We start from the raw sequence: 17,605 nt of genomic DNA on the forward strand, positions 1-17,605 counted from the left end.
TTACTTTTCGTTTTTCGGTGCTAAAATCAAGAACATGCTGCGTCCGTCCATTTTTGGCGCTGTTTCCACAGTAGCCACTTCTTTACATTCCTCTGCAAAGCGAACTAACACGCGCTGCCCGATTTCTTTATGGGTAATAGCCCGTCCTTTAAATCGAATGCTTGCTTTAACCTTATCGCCTTTTTCAAGGAACTTAATGGCATTGCGAAGCTTCGTATTAAAGTCATGCTCGTCGATAGTTGGGCTTAAACGAACTTCTTTTAAACTAATTGTTTTTTGGTTTTTTCTAGCTTCTTTATCCTTCTTCTGTTGCTCGAAACGGAACTTACCATAGTCCATAATACGGGCGACAGGAGGCTTTGCATTCGGTGCAACCAGCACAAGATCCAAATTCGCGCGTGTAGCAATTTCTAATGCCTCAACGCGGGATTTAATTCCAAGCTGCTCACCATTTTGATCAACTAGACGTACTTCTCGGGCACGAATGCCTTCATTTAAGATCAAGTCTTGTTTGCTAATAATAAGCCACCTCCAAGATTTTCTAGCAAATAATACTTCACATGCTTTTTAACATATAAAAAAGGCCGGTGCATGCACACCCGCCCATAAAAAGACATACCGTCTGATTATATCATCTGAACCAGCTAACAACTCATAAAAAGTGTCATACAGGTGAGAAGCGGGTGCTTCTGCTTACTAATGTGTCGTATTTAATTTGCTCACTAAAAATCATTTTAGCATGTTTCGCTGTATAATGTCAATAGAAGCTCACTCGAAGTGACAACAAAAGTTATTCTATCAAATAAAGTCCCTTGTGGCAAGAGGTTTTTGTATAAAGATTATAAAATGAAGAATCTGGCAATGCTTATTTTGTTCTAAAGGGGCACTTTCCAGTCTCTTCATTTAAATATAAAAATAATTGCGGTCTCTGGGTGGTAAATAGATATGGCAAATTTTCTAATCAAAAAGGGACCTACCCAAATTCCAGGAGGCCCCTTTATCTTTAAAGAAATTACTTCAATTCACCCTTAATAGTAGTCAGGAAGTCTTCAAATGGCATAGTTTCTGATTTTTGTTCCCCATACTTACGTACGTTAACTTTGCCGTTTTCCTGTTCCTGATCTCCCACTACAAGCATGTAAGGGATTTTTAACATTTGTGCTTCACGGATTTTATAACCCATTTTCTCATCACGTAAATCTACTTCTACACGTAACCCTGCGCGTTTAAGCCCGGCCTCAATTTCTTTTGCATAGTCAAGATGAACATCCGGAGATACAGGAATAACTTGAACCTGAACTGGTGCCAACCAAGTAGGGAATGCTCCTTTGTATTCTTCAATCAAGAATGCAACGAAACGTTCCATTGTAGAAACAACACCACGGTGAATAACAACCGGACGATGCTGTTTACCGTCTTCTCCAACATACGTAAGATCAAAACGCTCAGGAAGCAAGAAATCAAGCTGTACAGTAGATAGAGTTTCATCTTTTCCAAGCGCTGTTTTAACTTGAACGTCCAATTTAGGACCGTAGAAAGCTGCTTCGCCTTCCGCTTCGTAATAGTCAAGACCCATCTCATCCATTGCTTCCTTTAGCATGGATTGAGCTCTTTCCCACATCGCATCGTCATCAAAATATTTTTCCTTATCAGCTGGATCACGGTAAGAAAGACGGAAAGAGTAATTTTCCATTTCGAAGTCTTTATACACTTCCAGAATCAGTGTTACGACACGTTTGAATTCATCTTTAATTTGGTCAGGGCGTACAAACACATGGGCATCGTTCAGCGTCATCCCACGTACCCTTTGCAGGCCTGCAAGCGCACCGGACATTTCATATCTATGCATCATGCCCAATTCAGCAATACGGATTGGAAGCTCACGATAGCTATGAATATCATTTTTATAAATCATCATGTGATGCGGGCAGTTCATTGGACGAAGAACAAGCTGTTCATTATCCATGTCCATTACCGGGAACATATTTTCTTGATAGTGATCCCAGTGACCGGATGTTTTGTATAGATCGACGCTGCCCATAATCGGTGTATAGACATGATCATAGCCAAGCTGTTGTTCTTTATCTACAATATAGCGTTCAATGACACGGCGAATCGTTGCACCTTTTGGCAGCCATAACGGAAGGCCTTGTCCAATCAACTGAGAGTTCATGAATAAATCAAGCTCTTTCCCAATCTTACGGTGATCCCGTTCTTTCGCTTCCTCTAAAAGTCTTAAATGCTCGTCCAAATCTTCTTTTTTGAAGAAGGCTGTTCCATACACACGTTGAAGCATTTTATTATCGCTGTCTCCACGCCAGTATGCACCTGCAATGTTCAATAGCTTAAATTCTTTAATTTTACCTGTTGAAGGAACATGGACTCCACGGCATAGGTCAAAGAATTCACCTTGTTCATAAATGGTAACAGTTTCATCTTCCGGAATAGCATCAATCAATTCCAGCTTGTACTCGTCGCCAATTTCCTCAAATAAACGCTTCGCTTCAGCTCGGCTGACTTCTTTACGAACAACATCAATGTTAGCATTAATAATTTTCTTCATTTCTTTCTCAATCAGCGGAAGGTCTTCCGGTGTAATGGATTTATCTAAATCCATATCATAATAGAAACCGCCTTCAATGACTGGACCTACGCCAAATTTTACATCTTTGTAAAGACGCTTAACAGCCTGTGCCAATAAATGCGCTGTACTGTGGCGCAATACCTCTAGAGCTTCCGGTTGATCCGGAGTCACAATCTCTACTGAAGCATCCTCTGTAATTGGTCGGCGCAAATCATATAAAGCTCCATTTACCTTTCCTGCAATTGCTTTTTTCTTTAATCCAGAACTAATGGAAGAAGCAATTTGCTCAGTTGTAATTCCAGATTCAAATTCTTTTACCGCACCATCTGGAAATGTAATTTTGATCATTTCAGCCATGTGAGCCACTCCTTTTTCTTTTTTCTACATAATAAAAAGCCCGTCCCTAATAAATTAAGGGACGAGCTATTGTATACTAAATAAACCCGCGGTTCCACCCAAATTCCGGCGCTGCTATTTTCAGCTCTTCCGGCACTTGTATCTTTTAACGGAGTTCCCGTCAGCCAATAATCACATTCTTGTTTTCCTGGCTGAAGTTCAAAGGCGGTAAGCATTTCAAGTCTATGAGGAAGCTTGCAGCCACTGGCTCCCCTCTCTGTTCACAGCTTTTTAAAACACTCATGTCCTTATCGTAACCTATCGAATATAAAACTTGTATGTAGGTTATTATAAAAGCTTATGATGACAATTGCAAGATAGATTCCATTCTTTTAAAATTAAGTTCGTTCTTCTACCTGTTTAACCTGCTCATGAAAATAACTGATTCGAAATAACTGGATTCTCTCTTCAAAAATCTGTTTCAGCGTTGCAATGATTCGATTATCTTCATCGTCCGCATAGATATGAATTCGTTTTGGGGCCAGAGAAACCAGTGGTGCGATGGTGCCCGAATCAATAAACATCGGATTCTCCGCCATCAATTTTCGGTCGATTGCTTTTAGTATATCTTGTTTTGAAATCCGTTGAAAATAACGATTATAAAATTGAAACTCCTCGTGATACACTAAATGAATTTCCTCAACCTGCGGACTCCTTTCTTCAACCACACCCCTTAATACAGAGATAAATTCCTGATAATCCTGCTCGAGTTTGTATTCGTCAATTGCAAATCCAACCAATGAAATAAGCGATGCCTGTATATCCCTAAAACGAAAATTCCATAGGGATTGAAACGAAAAATCGATTTTCTGTTCAACTACTTGCTGCAACAATAGCTTTACTCGGTTTTTTAATTGATCCGGCAGATAATGATCTCCGCAATAGGCAGCCTCACCATCCCATATGAGCAGTGCCATTTCTGCAATTTGGCCAATTTCATCTTCATCCTTATAATAATATCGTTCCCGAATCACATCCCGAATTTTATATTCCAGATGATAGGTAGAGAAAAATGTATATAAAGCCTCAATGAGTGCGTGACAAAAAATTTCCTCCTGATCCGGTTCCCAAAGAAAGGAGACAGTTTTTTGGCCATCTTCATGGACAGAATAAATTGCCTGTCGGATAAAAAAATCGTTGTTCTTACATCGAACAAGCCAATTAGCCTGCTCTTCCTGTGAATCAAAATACATCGTAAGCAACCCTATCCCTCCAGACTATCGGAACTCCTAATTTTATATATATGGGGCATGGCATCCCTTTAGAATGGATGGGTGGATATAATTACATAGAAATAAACCTAATACGAAAGAAAAACGCTACCTTTATATTAACCTAAAGCAAATCACTTGGTTCGAACTATAGGACAGGCAATCTTTTTTTAAACCTGCAGTGTATAACTATTGTTTATGCCAACCTGCACCTTAGCTACATAAAAAACTGCTACTCACTAACAATCCTAACTAACAGGTGATATAACTTTTACACTATGGACGTTCGTTCCTCTTTTTAATCTCATCACTTATTTCCATTAAGGTAAGCAAAATTAAAAAAAGCATCATAAAATTAACTAGTTCCCCTGTAAAAAATGCCAATATAGCAATCAACACAATCCAAAACCAAAAATATTTTCTGTTCATAAATCCATCCCCATTTTTGTTTATATAACTTAATAAATTCGACACTAAAGAAGTGACTTCCTTCTTCCGCTGACCTGTCCCGTTAACGAAGAGGCTATTCAACCAACATTACTGTAATATGGTATTAAATTCTTCTTTATACAATAAACCCTCTTTAAAAAACAAAAAAATGACCCCGATAAACATCGAGGTCATTCACATTCTTAGGATACAACTTTATTTGTCATTCATATACTTTTAATCTCTGCGGTTTTTACCGTCCAATTCAATCGGCTCCGTTAAGTTACGGATTCTCTCCATAATTCGTTTCCCTTTAACCCGTTCTTCTTCCCCGCGCTGTGAATACGTGAAATGGTGTTCTAATTCTTTTATATTGAAATTAGAAGTAAAGAAGGTTGGAAGGTTTTCATGCATCCGATATTGAAGAATAGGACCCAAAACATCATCACGAGACCAAGCACTCATTGTTTCAGCTCCAATATCGTCAATCATTAAAACAGGAACATCCTTTAGGGCATCCACCTTGCGATTATAAGAGTTTTCCGCGAAGGAACCTTTTAATTCTCTTAAATATTCGGGCCAGTACACGATATGAGATGACACGCCTGCTTCAGAGAGTGCATTTGCAATGGCACCAAGCAAATAGGTTTTACCCACCCCAAATTCACCATATAAGTAAAGGCCTTTATGCCGAACACCATTTTTATAGGCGTCAACAAAAATCTTTGCTTTCTCAACCGCTTCTACACGTGCTTCTGTCGTATACTCATCCCAGATTAAATTTGAAAAAGATGCTTCTACAATTTCTTTTGGAACATGGCTGGCATGAATCAGCTTACGTAACCGATTCCTCTCATCCTGCATTATTTTTTTATGACAGGGTTCATAGGTAACATCAATTCGTTTTCCCTGAATAAATAGGCGCGGGTTATGTCCCTGGATAAGATTTTTGCATTCAGATACAGAGGGACAGTGTTCACATGTCTTTGCTTGCATGGTAAACTCATAGAGCTTATTCATACTCTTTTCAATCATGTCGCTTGTCAGCTCGCTGCTATGTTCATTTATAAATAACCGGACATCGGGATCTTTTAAAACAATATTTCTCATTTCATCCCATCTCTTTTGAAAACCTTCACGATTTCCGAGTTGATTCAAAGCATCCTGTATATTCTTCATCTCTGTACACCTCCTGCTTTATTTTGTATTTTCATTTTGTAATTTTTCCTTTAATTTTCTGACCCGTTCAGCAATTTCACTGGACTGAGCAACCGGTTCTTTCTTCTTCGTCTCGTCCATCCATTCAGGAATGATTTCCTTCCTGGAATTATTCGTTGTACGGCGTGTTGATTTATTCGCCTTCGTTTTCTTATCCTGAGCCCAGGTTTGATATTTCTTATGTTCACTCAAAGCAGTTTCATACGCTTCACGCACAGTCGTTATATTTTTCCTGGCCCAGTGCGAAGCAATTGTCTCCACATAGTTTGACTGCAATTTCATATCTGATTTTAACATGACATAGTGCAGAAGGACATTGACCACACCCGGTGGAAGCTTTTGATTAACCATAACTTTTTCTACTAATGCCAGATCATTGTCTGAAGGCATTGCCCCTTGTGACAGGCTGACTAAAAACTCTAATGGAGATGTTGTTTCAAAGGTATACAACAAATGTTCCTCCGGTGTTTTTGGCTCTACAATGGTACGCTCATACTCAGGCTGTTTCCGTTCAATCAATGTCGGCATTTCTTCACCATGATTAATATGGAAAAATTCCCTTGCACAGTTTCTAAGCTCTTCTATGTCTATTTCACTATGTTCATTTTGACATCTCAAAATCAATTTGCTCATATCAACTACGCTAATTTTATATAGGTATGACAGCATCGCAATAGCTTCAATTACATTTGGGGTAAATGCTTTTCTCGATATAAAACTGTTTTTAAGGGTGGCAAATAATAATTCGAAATCGAATTGTTCAATTAAATTATGGTTATACCCCCGTGGTTCTTTTGAAAAGAATTGAGTTTCTTCATCTGTCTCCGGATTGATCATTTCTTTTGGATTGCGAAATTCTGATGCAAATACGTCATTGAATGATTGAGTAATTTCCTCATAATCAGTTGGAATGCGTTTATCAGCAAACATGGAGAGCAGTCGTTCATAATGTCTGGATTCGAGTTTTTGCTTTAAGTAAATAGGCAGAAGATCATCATGAAAAAACTTTTCCGGACTTAAAGGACAAAGGATTTCATATATAAAAACATTCCCTTCAGGAGTTACTTTTTTATATGTCTTTAATAATCCTATTCCTTCAAGCCTTTTACGAAATTGAAAAATCTCATCCAAAGGCAAGCCCAGTACATCCATTAACCAACGATGTGTCGTTTGTTTGGAGTACATGTTACCTGTATTGACTTCATTTAATAAGGTCAAATACAAAGAAACAGCCAATCCTCCCACTAACGGCTGATATAAATACTGAATGGATTTGTGATCCATTTCCGATAACTTTTCCTTATATAATACGACATATCTGTCGTTAGGATTTACATACATCCATGAAAATTGCATTGTCTACAAACCTTTCGTAACCTCGGGGTTTTATAGTTGAAAAAAGAGCTAAAGAAACTGTCTTCAGCTCTACTTAATCCTCTTTTTTAATTAGTTCTTTCAACTCATCAATGAATACATTTATATCTTTGAATTGACGATATACAGAAGCAAAACGTACATAGGCAACTTCATCCAACTCAGCCAGCCTATCCATAACCATTTCACCTATTAAGTCACTTTTTATTTCAGAATGCCCTTGATTTCTTATTTCTTTTTCAACATCTGTCGTGATCTCTTCCAATTCTTTCAGGGCAACATGTCGTTTTTCACAAGCCCGAATCAGGCCTCTCAGTATTTTTTCTTTGCTATATTCTTCCCGTGCTCCATCTTTTTTTACAACAATCAATGGTATTTCTTCTACTTTTTCAAATGTTGTAAAGCGAAAGCCACAGGATTCACATTCTCTTCTTCTTCGTATCGAACGTCCTTCATCCGCAGGGCGGGAATCCAGCACTCTTGTCCCATTATGTTGGCAAGTTGGACATATCATATAGATTTGCACCGTCCTTTTCTATAGTTCTATCTTATTAAAACATATCGATTAGGACAAGTCTGTTTGTATAAAATGCGATTTTTTATCCTGGAAATGGCTAACCACCCATAAAAAAAAGAGATGCAGTAAACATCTCTTTTATACTCATTTATTATAAAGCTTTAGCTAGAACAGGACTGACAGCAACAGGACCCATGCCGCGAGGAATTTCAATATGTTCCCGTGTCTGCGCTTTTAAGGACTCCGCAATATAATCGACAGCTGTCTTTGGATCTAAATCCCCACATGTATATACATCGATACTTGCATAACCATGTTCCGGAAAACTATGTATGGTTAAATGTGATTCAGATATAATGACTACTCCACTCACACCCTGAGGTGCAAACTTATGAAAGGTCACTTCTCTAACTTCAGCTCCAGATCTTAGAGCCGCATCTACAAATATTTGTTCAATTTGATTAACATCATTCAATTTAGATAAATCGCAGCCCCATAATTCAGAAATGACATGACGACCTATTGTTTCCATGTTCTAATTCCCCCTTTAGCATTTTTTAAACGAATTTTAATTACTTTCGTTTCTGGCCATTACTACCACGGGGGAAAGTTAGTCCTGAGAGGTCCTAACCCTTTAAGTAGTACTGCCAGGGTGGTGAAGTTTACGAGATTTAGTATATATGGTTTATATTTCATTTGCAATCATACTCTTCAATATTAGTTAATAATTACCACAAAAATAACCTTACGCTAGATGTCACAGCTATTATTAATTGTATCCATTTGTCCGAATAAAAAACAGCCTGTGGCGCCCTTTATTTTCTAAGGACGCTCAGACCGTAACTGGAAATGTTTTTAGTATTTAACTTACTTTTACCTCGTTCTCCTGTAGAAGACGAGCCACGTGATTCACTAATTCTACAACTCGGCATGAATAACCCCATTCATTATCATACCAGGCTAGCACCTTCACTTTATTTGCACCAATAACCATGGTGGAAAGAGCATCTACTATTGCAGAATGCGGATTGGTATTAAAATCTACAGAAACAAGCGGTTCTTTGCAGTACTCAATAATACCAGCCATAGATCCTTCAGCAGCAGTTTTAAATGCTTGATTGATTTCATTTACGGTAACTTCTCTTTTAAGGTCTACTACTAAATCAACTAAAGAGACGTTTGGCGTAGGTATTCTTAATGAAATACCATGCAGTTTCCCTTTCAACTGTGGAAGAACAAGTGCCATGGCTTTGGCTGCACCCGTTGTAGTAGGAATGATACTTTGTGCACATGCCCGGGCTCTGCGTAAATCTTTATGTGGATTATCAATATTGTTTTGATCATTTGTATATGAGTGAATGGTAGTCATCAGTCCATTGTCAATTCCAAATTGTTCGTCCAACACTTTGGCAACAGGAGCAAGGCAATTGGTTGTACAGGATGCATTGGAAATCACAAGATGTTTGTTAATATCTAAATCATCTTCATTCACACCCATCACAATTGTAATGTCCTCATTAGTGCCAGGAGCTGTTAAAACGACACGTTTTGCACCAGCATTTAAATGAAGAGCTGCTTTATCTCGATGGTTAAATTTTCCGGTGGCTTCTATTACAATATCAATCCCAAGGTTTTTCCACGGCAGAAATTCTGGGTTACGATTATTAAGCAAAAGAACTTTCTTCCCATTTATTAATAAATGGTCATCCATAGCACATATTTCACCATTAAACGGACCATGATTTGTATCATACTTTATTAAATGCGCCAATGTTTCAGGCGGGTAGCTGGCATTAATGGCTACAATATCAAGATGCTCATCCAATATTGCCTTTCGGAAAACCATTCTGCCGATCCGACCAAACCCATTGATAGCAACTCTTGCATTCATTTAATTTCCTCCTATATATAAGTTATACTTTTTATGAAAATTATGTAAATAGTATAACACATTGAAGAAAATACCGCATAGCAAAACACCCATTATTATCCAAATTAATAAGTCCATTTTTATGAAAATAATATAAAAAGGCTACCTAAAAGAAATTTCTGAAGTGCACCCCAAAAGTTAGAGTCAAAAAATCTAACTTTTTGGGGGTCACCTCATTCCCTTCAGATAGCCTTATTATTTATACACGTAATTGTTCTATCAGCACATTGAGTTGCTCTTCAGTTTCGAAAAATGGCCCGTTATTATCTATAATATAATCGGCCAATTCTTTCTTATCATTAATGGGCATCTGTGCCTTTATTCTTGCGAGTGCATCACCCTCAGTAAAATGATCCCGCTCCATTAATCTTTTCAATTGAACTTCCGGCTTTACATACACAAGAATGACGCCCTCTACCATATATGTCAAATTACTTTCATATAACAATGGTATGTCCATGAAAACTAAATCTGCCCCCTGCTGAAGTGCTTTTTCGGTTTCTTCAATCATCCATTTTCTTACTGCAGGATGAACGATATGATTTAATATTTGACGTTTTTCGGAATCTGAAAAAACAATGGAACCTAATCTTTTCCTGTCTAATGTACCATCGGATAGGCAAATGTCCTGCCCGAATGCGTTTATGATTTCCTCTAATGCCGGCATACCCGGCTCAACGACTTTTCTTGCTGCAATATCTGCATCAATAACAGGATAGCCTTTAGAAATAAGCCATCTGCTGACACTGCTCTTCCCGCTGGCAATTCCTCCTGTAACTCCGATTATTTTCCCCATATCATTCCATTCCCTGTTAAATTATTTTGGTTAAACCCAGAAAAATAAGTACGAATCCCGGAATAAAAGAAAAGACTTTCGCCATAAATGAACCCTGTAGATACTTCCCTGCCTTAATGCCCAATGTCATTAATAAAGCACTCATACCAAAACAGAGGATTGCTTGGATAAACAAAGGGTAATGCAGAATGCCAGCGCCTATTCCAGCTCCAAATCCATCCAGTGATAGTGCTAAACCAAGAAAGAAAGCTTCTAATCCGGTAATAGTTCCTGAATGATCAAAATCAGCACTTAACGGCTTTTTAAGTATATGAATAACCAGCCCGATAGACTTTATCTCCAGTTGAAACAAGGTTCTTTCATCCACATATGGACAATTGCTTTCATTCCTTTTAAAGTAAATTGAAAGCGTCCAAATACCCAGTACAAGTAAGATTATGCCTCCAAGCTTTCCAGTCCAGGAATGCGCCATAAAATGCTCACTTAATGAACCCATTAACATGCCAAATGCCAAGCTTAATGCCGAGCATCCGGCAATGATGATGATCGAGCGAAACGGTATACTTACTTTTCGCATTCCATAGGTCATTCCAACCCCGCAACTATCGAGACTAACCGCCAAGGCCAATAACAAAATTGAAGCTATGTGCTCCATGCATAGGGGCTCCCTTCCATAATCAATACCCTACTATATGAAAGGAGCCCATATTATGTTCATATCCGTCTAGGATAATGGCTGACATTTTGGGCAGTAGACTGTCCCCCTGCCTCCAACAATAATTCTTTCCATGGTTGTTCCGCAAATTTTACATGGCAGCCCTTTTCTTGAATAAGCAAACAACTCCAGTTGAAACATACCCATCTGACCCTGGGAATTCACATAGGAACGTACTGTGCTTCCTCCTTTTTCGATAGCGGTCGCAAGAGTTTCTTTTATTGAAGTATATAGTTTACTTATCTCCTCTTCTGTTAAAGTTGACGCTGCCCGCTCAGGATGGATACCTGAATGAAACAGCGCTTCATCCACATAAATATTACCAAGGCCCGCAACCACTCTCTGATCCAATAAAACCGCTTTGATAAAACGATTGGTCTTACTAAGTGCTCGACTTAAATACTCAGGTGTAAATTCATCCGAAAAAGGTTCTGGACCCACTTTTGAAAGAGGGAGTACATCTAATTCTGTCCCTTTCGAATGCAAATGCATCGTACCAAACTTACGGACATCTCTGTATCTTAATTCAGTATGATCCGTAAATTTGAAGATCACGTGTGTATGCTTATCGGCTGGTTCCGTCTCCTCATAGAGTCCATATTTGCCTTCCATCCGTAAATGGGAAACAAGGCTGTGATCATCTAAATGAAAGATCAGGAATTTGCCGCGCCTCCCAATCGCATGAATGGTCTGTCCCTTTAGCAGCATCCGAAACAGTTCAGTGTCATCCGGTTCTTTTATAATTTTCCCCCATCGTATATCTACATCATCGATTGTTTTTCCAAGAACCAATACTTCGAGGGTTCTCCTGATTGTTTCGACCTCTGGTAATTCAGGCATCCCTTTTCACCCCTTTACTCTATTTAGCATCATACCAGGTGTTCCCAAATGAATAATCCACTTTTAATGGAACTGATAATTCTATCGCATTTTCCATTTCTTCCGGAACAATTTTCTTTAAGATATCCAATTCCTCTGGCGGTGCTTCAAAGATCAGTTCATCGTGCACCTGAAGAAGCATTCGCGTTTGTAAATTCTCTTTCTTTAATCTGGCATTCATCCGAATCATCGCCAATTTAATAATGTCAGCTGCACTGCCCTGAATAGGTGTATTCATGGCAGTTCTTTCTGCAAAACCGCGGACGTTAAAATTGCGATTATTAATTTCAGGTATATATCGGCGTCGTTGCAATAAGGTACTCACATACCCTTTTTCCTTTGCTTCTTCCACAATATCTTTCATATATTGCTGCACACCAGGGAAACTCTCTAAATAACGTTCAATAAATACCCCAGCCTCTTTTCTCGTGATACCGAGACTTTGTGAGAGCCCATAATCACTAATTCCATATACAATTCCAAAGTTTACGGCTTTAGCCTGTCTTCTCATATTCGATGTTACTTGGGTCGCATCCACATGGAATACATCCATAGCGGTCCTTGTATGAATGTCCATATCAGTATTAAATGCTTCAATTAGGTTTTCATCACCCGCGATATGGGCCAGAACACGGAGTTCAATTTGGGAATAATCAGCTGCAAAAATGACCCATCCTTCTTCAGAAGGCACAAAGGCTTGTCTGATTTTTTTACCTTCCTCCAGTCTGATTGGGATATTTTGCAGATTCGGATCTGTCGAACTTAATCGTCCTGTTTGAGTCAAGGCCTGATTGAACCTTGTATGAACCTTCTGATCATCACGAATGACTTTTAACAATCCCTCTATATATGTGGATTGCAGCTTACCCAATTGTCTGTAATGGAGAATTTCCCTGACAATACTATGCTTGCTTTCCAATTTTTCAAGAACATCCGCAGAAGTCGAATAGCCAGTCTTTGTCTTTTTGATAATAGGCAAATTTAATTTTTCAAATAGGATGACTCCAAGCTGTTTCGGTGAATTAATATTAAATGCTTCACCTGCCATATCATAAATTTTAGCTTCAATATCCTTTAATCTGCCGGCAAGCTCCGCTCCCATTTCTTTCAGACGATTCACATCCACCTTCACACCCGTGATTTCCATTTCAGCGAGGATAAGTGCCAGCGGCAGTTCTAAATCCTGAAGCAAGCCAATTTGGTTAAATTCTTCAAGCTTCCTCTCCAGGCTTTCTTTTATGATAGTTAACGACAAAGCTTTACGAGCAATATGTTCTCCTACTTCAGCGATCGGCGGTATCGAACGTTTCGCCCCTTTTCCATAAAAGCTTTCATCTGTTTGGATATGCCCGGCGTTATGCTTTTTAGCAATGTCAGATATATCTACATCCGGTTCTGCGGGATTCAGAACATAGGAAGCCAAATAAACATCAAATTCTATTCCTTTTAAAGCAATGCCATCATGACTTAAAGCAACAATGTTTTGTTTGGCATCATACACAGTTTTTTTATACTCAGGGTTTTCTGCCCATTCTTTAAAAAGAGGAGATTTCACAGCCTTGTCCTTTTCGATAAAGAAAGTCCCATTCTCATTTGATATAGCCAGGCCAATTACCTCAGCTGTATGATAATTCGGGTCAAGCAGCTCCAAATAGAGTGAGGAATGAGCTGTCAGCATATCTTCAGTCACATCTTCTGCTTCCTGATAATCAATTTCTTCAAGCTGGGGCATCTCTTCATGAGCAGTTGGCTCCATTTTTTCAATCAAGGTAGCAAATCCCAATTCTTTATAGATCGATAGGAGCTTTTCCTGATCTGCACCCGAATAGTCTATATTATCAAGTTTCACTTCAATTGGGGCATTTGTTTCAATCGTTGCCAGTTGCTTACTTAAAATAGCCTGATCTTTAAATTCTTCCACTTTTTCTTTTAATTTTTTCCCGCTGATTTCCTCTGGAGAAGCCACAACACGCTCAAGCGTTCCAAATTGATTTAATAATTTTAGAGCGGTTTTTTCCCCCACACCCGGGATTCCAGGGATATTATCTGAAGCATCTCCCATCAACCCTTTTAAATCAATAATTTGATTGGGCGTTAAATTATATTTTTCACGAATATGCGCCGGTGTATAATCCTCCATATCCGTGATACCTTTACGGGTAATACGTACAGTCGTTTTATCGGTAGCAAGTTGGGTTAAGTCTTTATCACCGGAAATAATTTGAACTTCATAATCCCCTTTTTCTGCCTCTAGTGCCAGTGTTCCGATAATATCATCGGCTTCATAATTGGCCATTTCATACCAGGAAATTCCATAGGCATCCAATAATTCACGAATAAACGAAAATTGCTCTGATAATTCAGGTGGTGTCTTTTGACGCCCGCCCTTGTATTCTTTATATGTACTATGTCTAAAGGTTGTTTTCCCAGCATCAAATGCAACTAATATATGTGTAGGATTTTCTTCCGACATAATTTTATTGAGCATCATCGCAAAACCATATATAGCATTTGTGTGGATGCCCTTTTCATTATTTAACAATGGCAATGCAAAAAATGCCCTATAGGCTATACTGTTTCCATCTATTAAGATTAATTTTTTCTTCATGGCTACCTCCAGTATCCATCTATATTTTCAAATAGCTATCAATCAAATAGCTTGTTTAACTAAAATCACCGTGCTGTCAATGGTATGTGAGCACCTAATTTAATCATCATAGCAGGTGCAACCAATGAATACTTATAACAAGGCTTTTATTCTTTCATACGGATATAAAAAACCGTCAGTTCCCCTTATCCACTCTATTTTATCATGACTAGAGTTTGAAAGAAAAATGACGGTTCTTTTTCTATTGAGTTGTCAATTCCTTCATGATTGCCAAGTGATTCGTGCAAATGGATAGTTCTCAACGTTTCGACTGGAATTTAGGAAGGATAATCGTAAAAGTGGTACCAACATTCTTCTGACTTTGAATCGTGATTTCTCCGTTATGTGCCTCCACGATATGCTTCGCAATGGCCAGTCCCAACCCGGTTCCTCCTGATTCCCGACTTCGGTCTTTATCCACCCGATAAAACCTTTCAAATATCCGCGGGAATTCCTTTTCTTCAATTCCAATACCGGTATCCTCTATGGCTATAAATATCTTATCTGATTCTTCTTTAGCAGAAATTCGTACTTTACCGTATGAAGGGGTATAGGAAATCGCATTATTGACAAGATTTATGCTGACTTGTTTAAGTCGAAATGCATCTGCTTCACAAATAATCGGCTTGTTAAAATTCTGCATTTCAAATTCAATATGCTTCTTAGATGCTTTTTTCTCAAGCATAGTGTATGTATCTGTTAAAACAGGAATAATATCAATTTCCTGTAAATCAAGTTGGAAGCCTTGCTGTTCGACTTTTGAAAGCTCCAGTAATTCCTTAATTAATGATTGCAGCCTGTCGCTTTCTTTTAAAATAATAGATAAGAAGTGCTCTAATGCCTGAGGATCATGCATGGCTCCATCAAGTAGTGTTTCTGAAAACCCTTTAATTGATGTAACCGGGGTATTTAATTCATGTGACACATTCGCAACGAATTGTTTTCTTACAGATTCCAATTTTTTTAGCTCTGTAATATCATGGAAAACAAGCAAAATCCCCTTCCATTCACCTTTAGGTCCCATGATTGGTGCACCGTATACTTCAAAATTCTTCCGCTCAATTCCAATGGTCAGGACAATTTGTTTCTTTAACTTTTGCTCCGCCATAAAGATTTCTTCGATGATTGCATTTATTTCTTCATGTTTGATTACTTTATAATAGAGTTCTAATAAGTATTCTTCCTCATCTACCCTGAAAAGGTCCATATAAGCATGGTTAATCATGCTAACAAACCCTTTATCATCAATTAAAAGCAGAGCACTTCCCATGTTTTCAATCAGTGTGCTCAATCTGTCTTTTTGAATTTCATGAGCGATTTTCATTTCCTGCATATTTCGCGCTACTGTATTAATTAATTGGTTAAATACCCCAGTTTCATAATTTCTGCCAACGTACGAACGAGCTCGATAGTTACCTCTCGTTAATTCATAAGCTGCTTTCATCGCACTTTCAATCGGGATTGCAAACTTCTTGATCAGCTGATAGACAAATAAGCCGATCATCAAACAGGCAAAGCCCAAACAGCCAATTAGTATAAACCATACTTTTGTATAAAGAATCGAATCTTCATTCGCAGCCAATAGGAAATAGCTTGTATCCCCATTATCCATTTGAAATGTGTCTACATAGTAATAGGATGGCCCTGTTTTAATTTCCGTTTTTGTCCCTATTTGATTATCTGTTCTTACATCCTCCATAATTGCAGACAGAGAATCAGATTCTTCCCATTCCTTCCATCCTGCAGGCTTCTCTGTTTTATAGAGAATTTCTCCATCCTCCTTCATAACCAGGAAGGAAGATTCCAAATGTTTATTCAACTGTTTGAATTTCATATCTAACTGATTGCTATCTTCTGTTTCATTCAAGTAAAGGCTTAACAGTTGCCCCTCTTCCTTAAGATGGCTGAGCACAGATTTATCATAATAATAAAGGAACAACTTTCCGATTAATAGACCAAAGCAAAGAAGTAAGATTACTGTAGTAGCGGCTATTTCTGCGGTTAGTTTAAGCTTAAATTTTTTCATTCCCTCGGTTCCTCAAGTTTATATCCCAATCCGCGTACAGTTTTGATATATACAGGTTTTTTCGTCTCTTGTTCAATTTTTTCGCGCAAATGGCTAATATGCACATCCACAATACGCGTATCACCGGCAAATTCATAATTCCATATCACATTGAGAAGCTGATCTCTGGTCAGCACTCTTGATTTATTTCTGGCAAGATACTCTAGCAGCTCAAATTCCTTCGGCGTTACCTCCAGTAGCTCGTCCCTCAAATAAGCTTCATACCTATCAGGATAAATCTTTAATTCACCAATTATTATGATATCTGCCTCTTGCTTTTCGACAGAATTTTCCGTTAAGGAGGATCCCATTCCCGCTCTTCTGAGAAGAGCTTTTACACGCGCTACAACTTCTCGCGGGCTAAATGGTTTCGTCATATAATCATCTGCTCCCAATTCAAGGCCAAGCACTTTATCAAATTCTTCATCTTTAGCTGTTAACATAAGAATTGGCGTCATTAATTTATTTTGTCTCAAAATTTTGCATACTTCTATACCATCCAACTTGGGCAGCATCAAATCCAGGATTATTATATCTGGCGACTCGGCCATAGCCATTCTTTTACCTGTCTCTCCATCCATTGCATTGAGTACATGATAGCCGGCTTGTTCCAGATTATAAGTTAGTAAGGTAATAATCGATTGTTCATCTTCCACTACGAGGACTTTTTTACTCATTGGCCCCTCCTGTAACTTTTTTCACTATACTATTCATTATATATGAACAAACGTTTTTTGGTAGTCTGTGTTACATACACTGTCTAATTGGATTATTTTGTTATCCCACTTTATTCAGTCTCCCCCCTAAAATGCAAAAAAATCGGAGAATAAAATCCTCCGATTTT

General features: G+C 38.3%; 15 protein-coding genes and 1 other annotated feature. All 15 genes read right to left on the minus strand.

The genetic code is table 11. The features are described 5' to 3' along the window. Window positions 1-522, minus strand: a complete 522-nt coding sequence (gene infC, locus AC4G3L_RS06110) for a translation initiation factor IF-3 (RefSeq protein ID WP_491076249.1) — start codon at window positions 520-522, stop codon at window positions 1-3. A 47-nt stretch (window positions 523-569) separates the two neighbouring features. Then, window positions 570-701: a sequence feature (ribosomal protein L20 leader region), on the minus strand. A 311-nt stretch (window positions 702-1,012) separates the two neighbouring features. Then, window positions 1,013-2,941 (minus strand): threonine--tRNA ligase, encoded by a 1,929-nt coding sequence (gene thrS / locus AC4G3L_RS06115; protein WP_491076075.1) that lies wholly within the window; start codon window positions 2,939-2,941, stop codon window positions 1,013-1,015. A gap of 377 nt (window positions 2,942-3,318) precedes the next feature. Beyond that, on the minus strand, window positions 3,319-4,173 hold the full coding sequence (locus AC4G3L_RS06120; RefSeq protein WP_491076250.1) for a putative sporulation protein YtxC: 855 nt from the start codon (window positions 4,171-4,173) through the stop codon (window positions 3,319-3,321). A 294-nt stretch (window positions 4,174-4,467) separates the two neighbouring features. Then, window positions 4,468-4,620, minus strand: coding sequence for a hypothetical protein (locus tag AC4G3L_RS06125; RefSeq protein ID WP_491076076.1), 153 nt, complete (start codon window positions 4,618-4,620; stop codon window positions 4,468-4,470). A 237-nt stretch (window positions 4,621-4,857) separates the two neighbouring features. Then, window positions 4,858-5,799, minus strand: coding sequence for a primosomal protein DnaI (gene dnaI / locus AC4G3L_RS06130; protein ID WP_491076077.1), 942 nt, complete (start codon window positions 5,797-5,799; stop codon window positions 4,858-4,860). Between the two features lie 18 nt (window positions 5,800-5,817). Further along, window positions 5,818-7,194 (minus strand): replication initiation and membrane attachment family protein, encoded by a 1,377-nt coding sequence (locus tag AC4G3L_RS06135; RefSeq protein WP_491076078.1) that lies wholly within the window; start codon window positions 7,192-7,194, stop codon window positions 5,818-5,820. Window positions 7,195-7,267: 73 nt separating this feature from the next. Further along, entirely contained in the window at window positions 7,268-7,726 is a 459-nt protein-coding gene (gene nrdR, locus AC4G3L_RS06140; protein WP_491076079.1) for a transcriptional regulator NrdR, read from the minus strand. Between the two features lie 154 nt (window positions 7,727-7,880). After that, complete coding sequence (speD, locus tag AC4G3L_RS06145; protein ID WP_491076080.1) at window positions 7,881-8,261, minus strand: adenosylmethionine decarboxylase; 381 nt, start codon at window positions 8,259-8,261, stop codon at window positions 7,881-7,883. 330 nt (window positions 8,262-8,591) lie between these two features. Then, the gene (locus AC4G3L_RS06150; RefSeq protein ID WP_491076081.1) at window positions 8,592-9,620 is read right to left on the minus strand and encodes a glyceraldehyde-3-phosphate dehydrogenase; all 1,029 of its coding nucleotides are present in this window, start codon (window positions 9,618-9,620) and stop codon (window positions 8,592-8,594) included. A gap of 238 nt (window positions 9,621-9,858) precedes the next feature. Beyond that, the gene (gene coaE, locus AC4G3L_RS06155; RefSeq protein WP_491076082.1) at window positions 9,859-10,455 is read right to left on the minus strand and encodes a dephospho-CoA kinase; all 597 of its coding nucleotides are present in this window, start codon (window positions 10,453-10,455) and stop codon (window positions 9,859-9,861) included. Window positions 10,456-10,471: 16 nt separating this feature from the next. Then, window positions 10,472-11,110, minus strand: a complete 639-nt coding sequence (gene ytaF / locus AC4G3L_RS06160) for a sporulation membrane protein YtaF (RefSeq protein ID WP_491076083.1) — start codon at window positions 11,108-11,110, stop codon at window positions 10,472-10,474. A gap of 69 nt (window positions 11,111-11,179) precedes the next feature. Beyond that, window positions 11,180-12,010 carry a DNA-formamidopyrimidine glycosylase gene (gene mutM / locus AC4G3L_RS06165; protein WP_491076084.1) on the minus strand — a complete coding sequence of 277 codons (831 nt, stop codon included), beginning with the start codon at window positions 12,008-12,010 and terminating at the stop codon, window positions 11,180-11,182. 19 nt (window positions 12,011-12,029) lie between these two features. Further along, window positions 12,030-14,657, minus strand: a complete 2,628-nt coding sequence (gene polA / locus AC4G3L_RS06170) for a DNA polymerase I (protein WP_491076085.1) — start codon at window positions 14,655-14,657, stop codon at window positions 12,030-12,032. A 298-nt stretch (window positions 14,658-14,955) separates the two neighbouring features. Continuing rightward, entirely contained in the window at window positions 14,956-16,722 is a 1,767-nt protein-coding gene (gene pnpS / locus AC4G3L_RS06175; RefSeq protein ID WP_491076086.1) for a two-component system histidine kinase PnpS, read from the minus strand. Then, entirely contained in the window at window positions 16,719-17,438 is a 720-nt protein-coding gene (locus tag AC4G3L_RS06180; RefSeq protein ID WP_491076087.1) for a response regulator transcription factor, read from the minus strand. Before AC4G3L_RS06180 ends, pnpS begins: the two co-directional genes overlap by 4 nt. Window positions 17,439-17,605 lie beyond the last annotated feature (167 nt).

It is taken from the genome of Bacillus sp. z33 (assembly GCF_058313615.1).

What these genes read in the sequence shown, in the direction of transcription:
- thrS (WP_491076075.1), bottom strand. Translation starts at nt 2,941, where the DNA reads ATGGCTGAAATGATCAAAATTACATTTCCAGATGGTGCGGTAAAAGAA.
- AC4G3L_RS06120 (WP_491076250.1), bottom strand. Translation starts at nt 4,173, where the DNA reads ATGTATTTTGATTCACAGGAAGAGCAGGCTAATTGGCTTGTTCGATGT.
- AC4G3L_RS06125 (WP_491076076.1), bottom strand. Translation starts at nt 4,620, where the DNA reads ATGAACAGAAAATATTTTTGGTTTTGGATTGTGTTGATTGCTATATTG.
- dnaI (WP_491076077.1), bottom strand. Translation starts at nt 5,799, where the DNA reads ATGAAGAATATACAGGATGCTTTGAATCAACTCGGAAATCGTGAAGGT.
- AC4G3L_RS06135 (WP_491076078.1), bottom strand. Translation starts at nt 7,194, where the DNA reads ATGCAATTTTCATGGATGTATGTAAATCCTAACGACAGATATGTCGTA.
- nrdR (WP_491076079.1), bottom strand. Translation starts at nt 7,726, where the DNA reads ATGATATGTCCAACTTGCCAACATAATGGGACAAGAGTGCTGGATTCC.
- speD (WP_491076080.1), bottom strand. Translation starts at nt 8,261, where the DNA reads ATGGAAACAATAGGTCGTCATGTCATTTCTGAATTATGGGGCTGCGAT.
- AC4G3L_RS06150 (WP_491076081.1), bottom strand. Translation starts at nt 9,620, where the DNA reads ATGAATGCAAGAGTTGCTATCAATGGGTTTGGTCGGATCGGCAGAATG.
- coaE (WP_491076082.1), bottom strand. Translation starts at nt 10,455, where the DNA reads ATGGGGAAAATAATCGGAGTTACAGGAGGAATTGCCAGCGGGAAGAGC.
- ytaF (WP_491076083.1), bottom strand. Translation starts at nt 11,110, where the DNA reads ATGGAGCACATAGCTTCAATTTTGTTATTGGCCTTGGCGGTTAGTCTC.
- mutM (WP_491076084.1), bottom strand. Translation starts at nt 12,010, where the DNA reads ATGCCTGAATTACCAGAGGTCGAAACAATCAGGAGAACCCTCGAAGTA.
- polA (WP_491076085.1), bottom strand. Translation starts at nt 14,657, where the DNA reads ATGAAGAAAAAATTAATCTTAATAGATGGAAACAGTATAGCCTATAGG.
- pnpS (WP_491076086.1), bottom strand. Translation starts at nt 16,722, where the DNA reads ATGAAAAAATTTAAGCTTAAACTAACCGCAGAAATAGCCGCTACTACA.
- AC4G3L_RS06180 (WP_491076087.1), bottom strand. Translation starts at nt 17,438, where the DNA reads ATGAGTAAAAAAGTCCTCGTAGTGGAAGATGAACAATCGATTATTACC.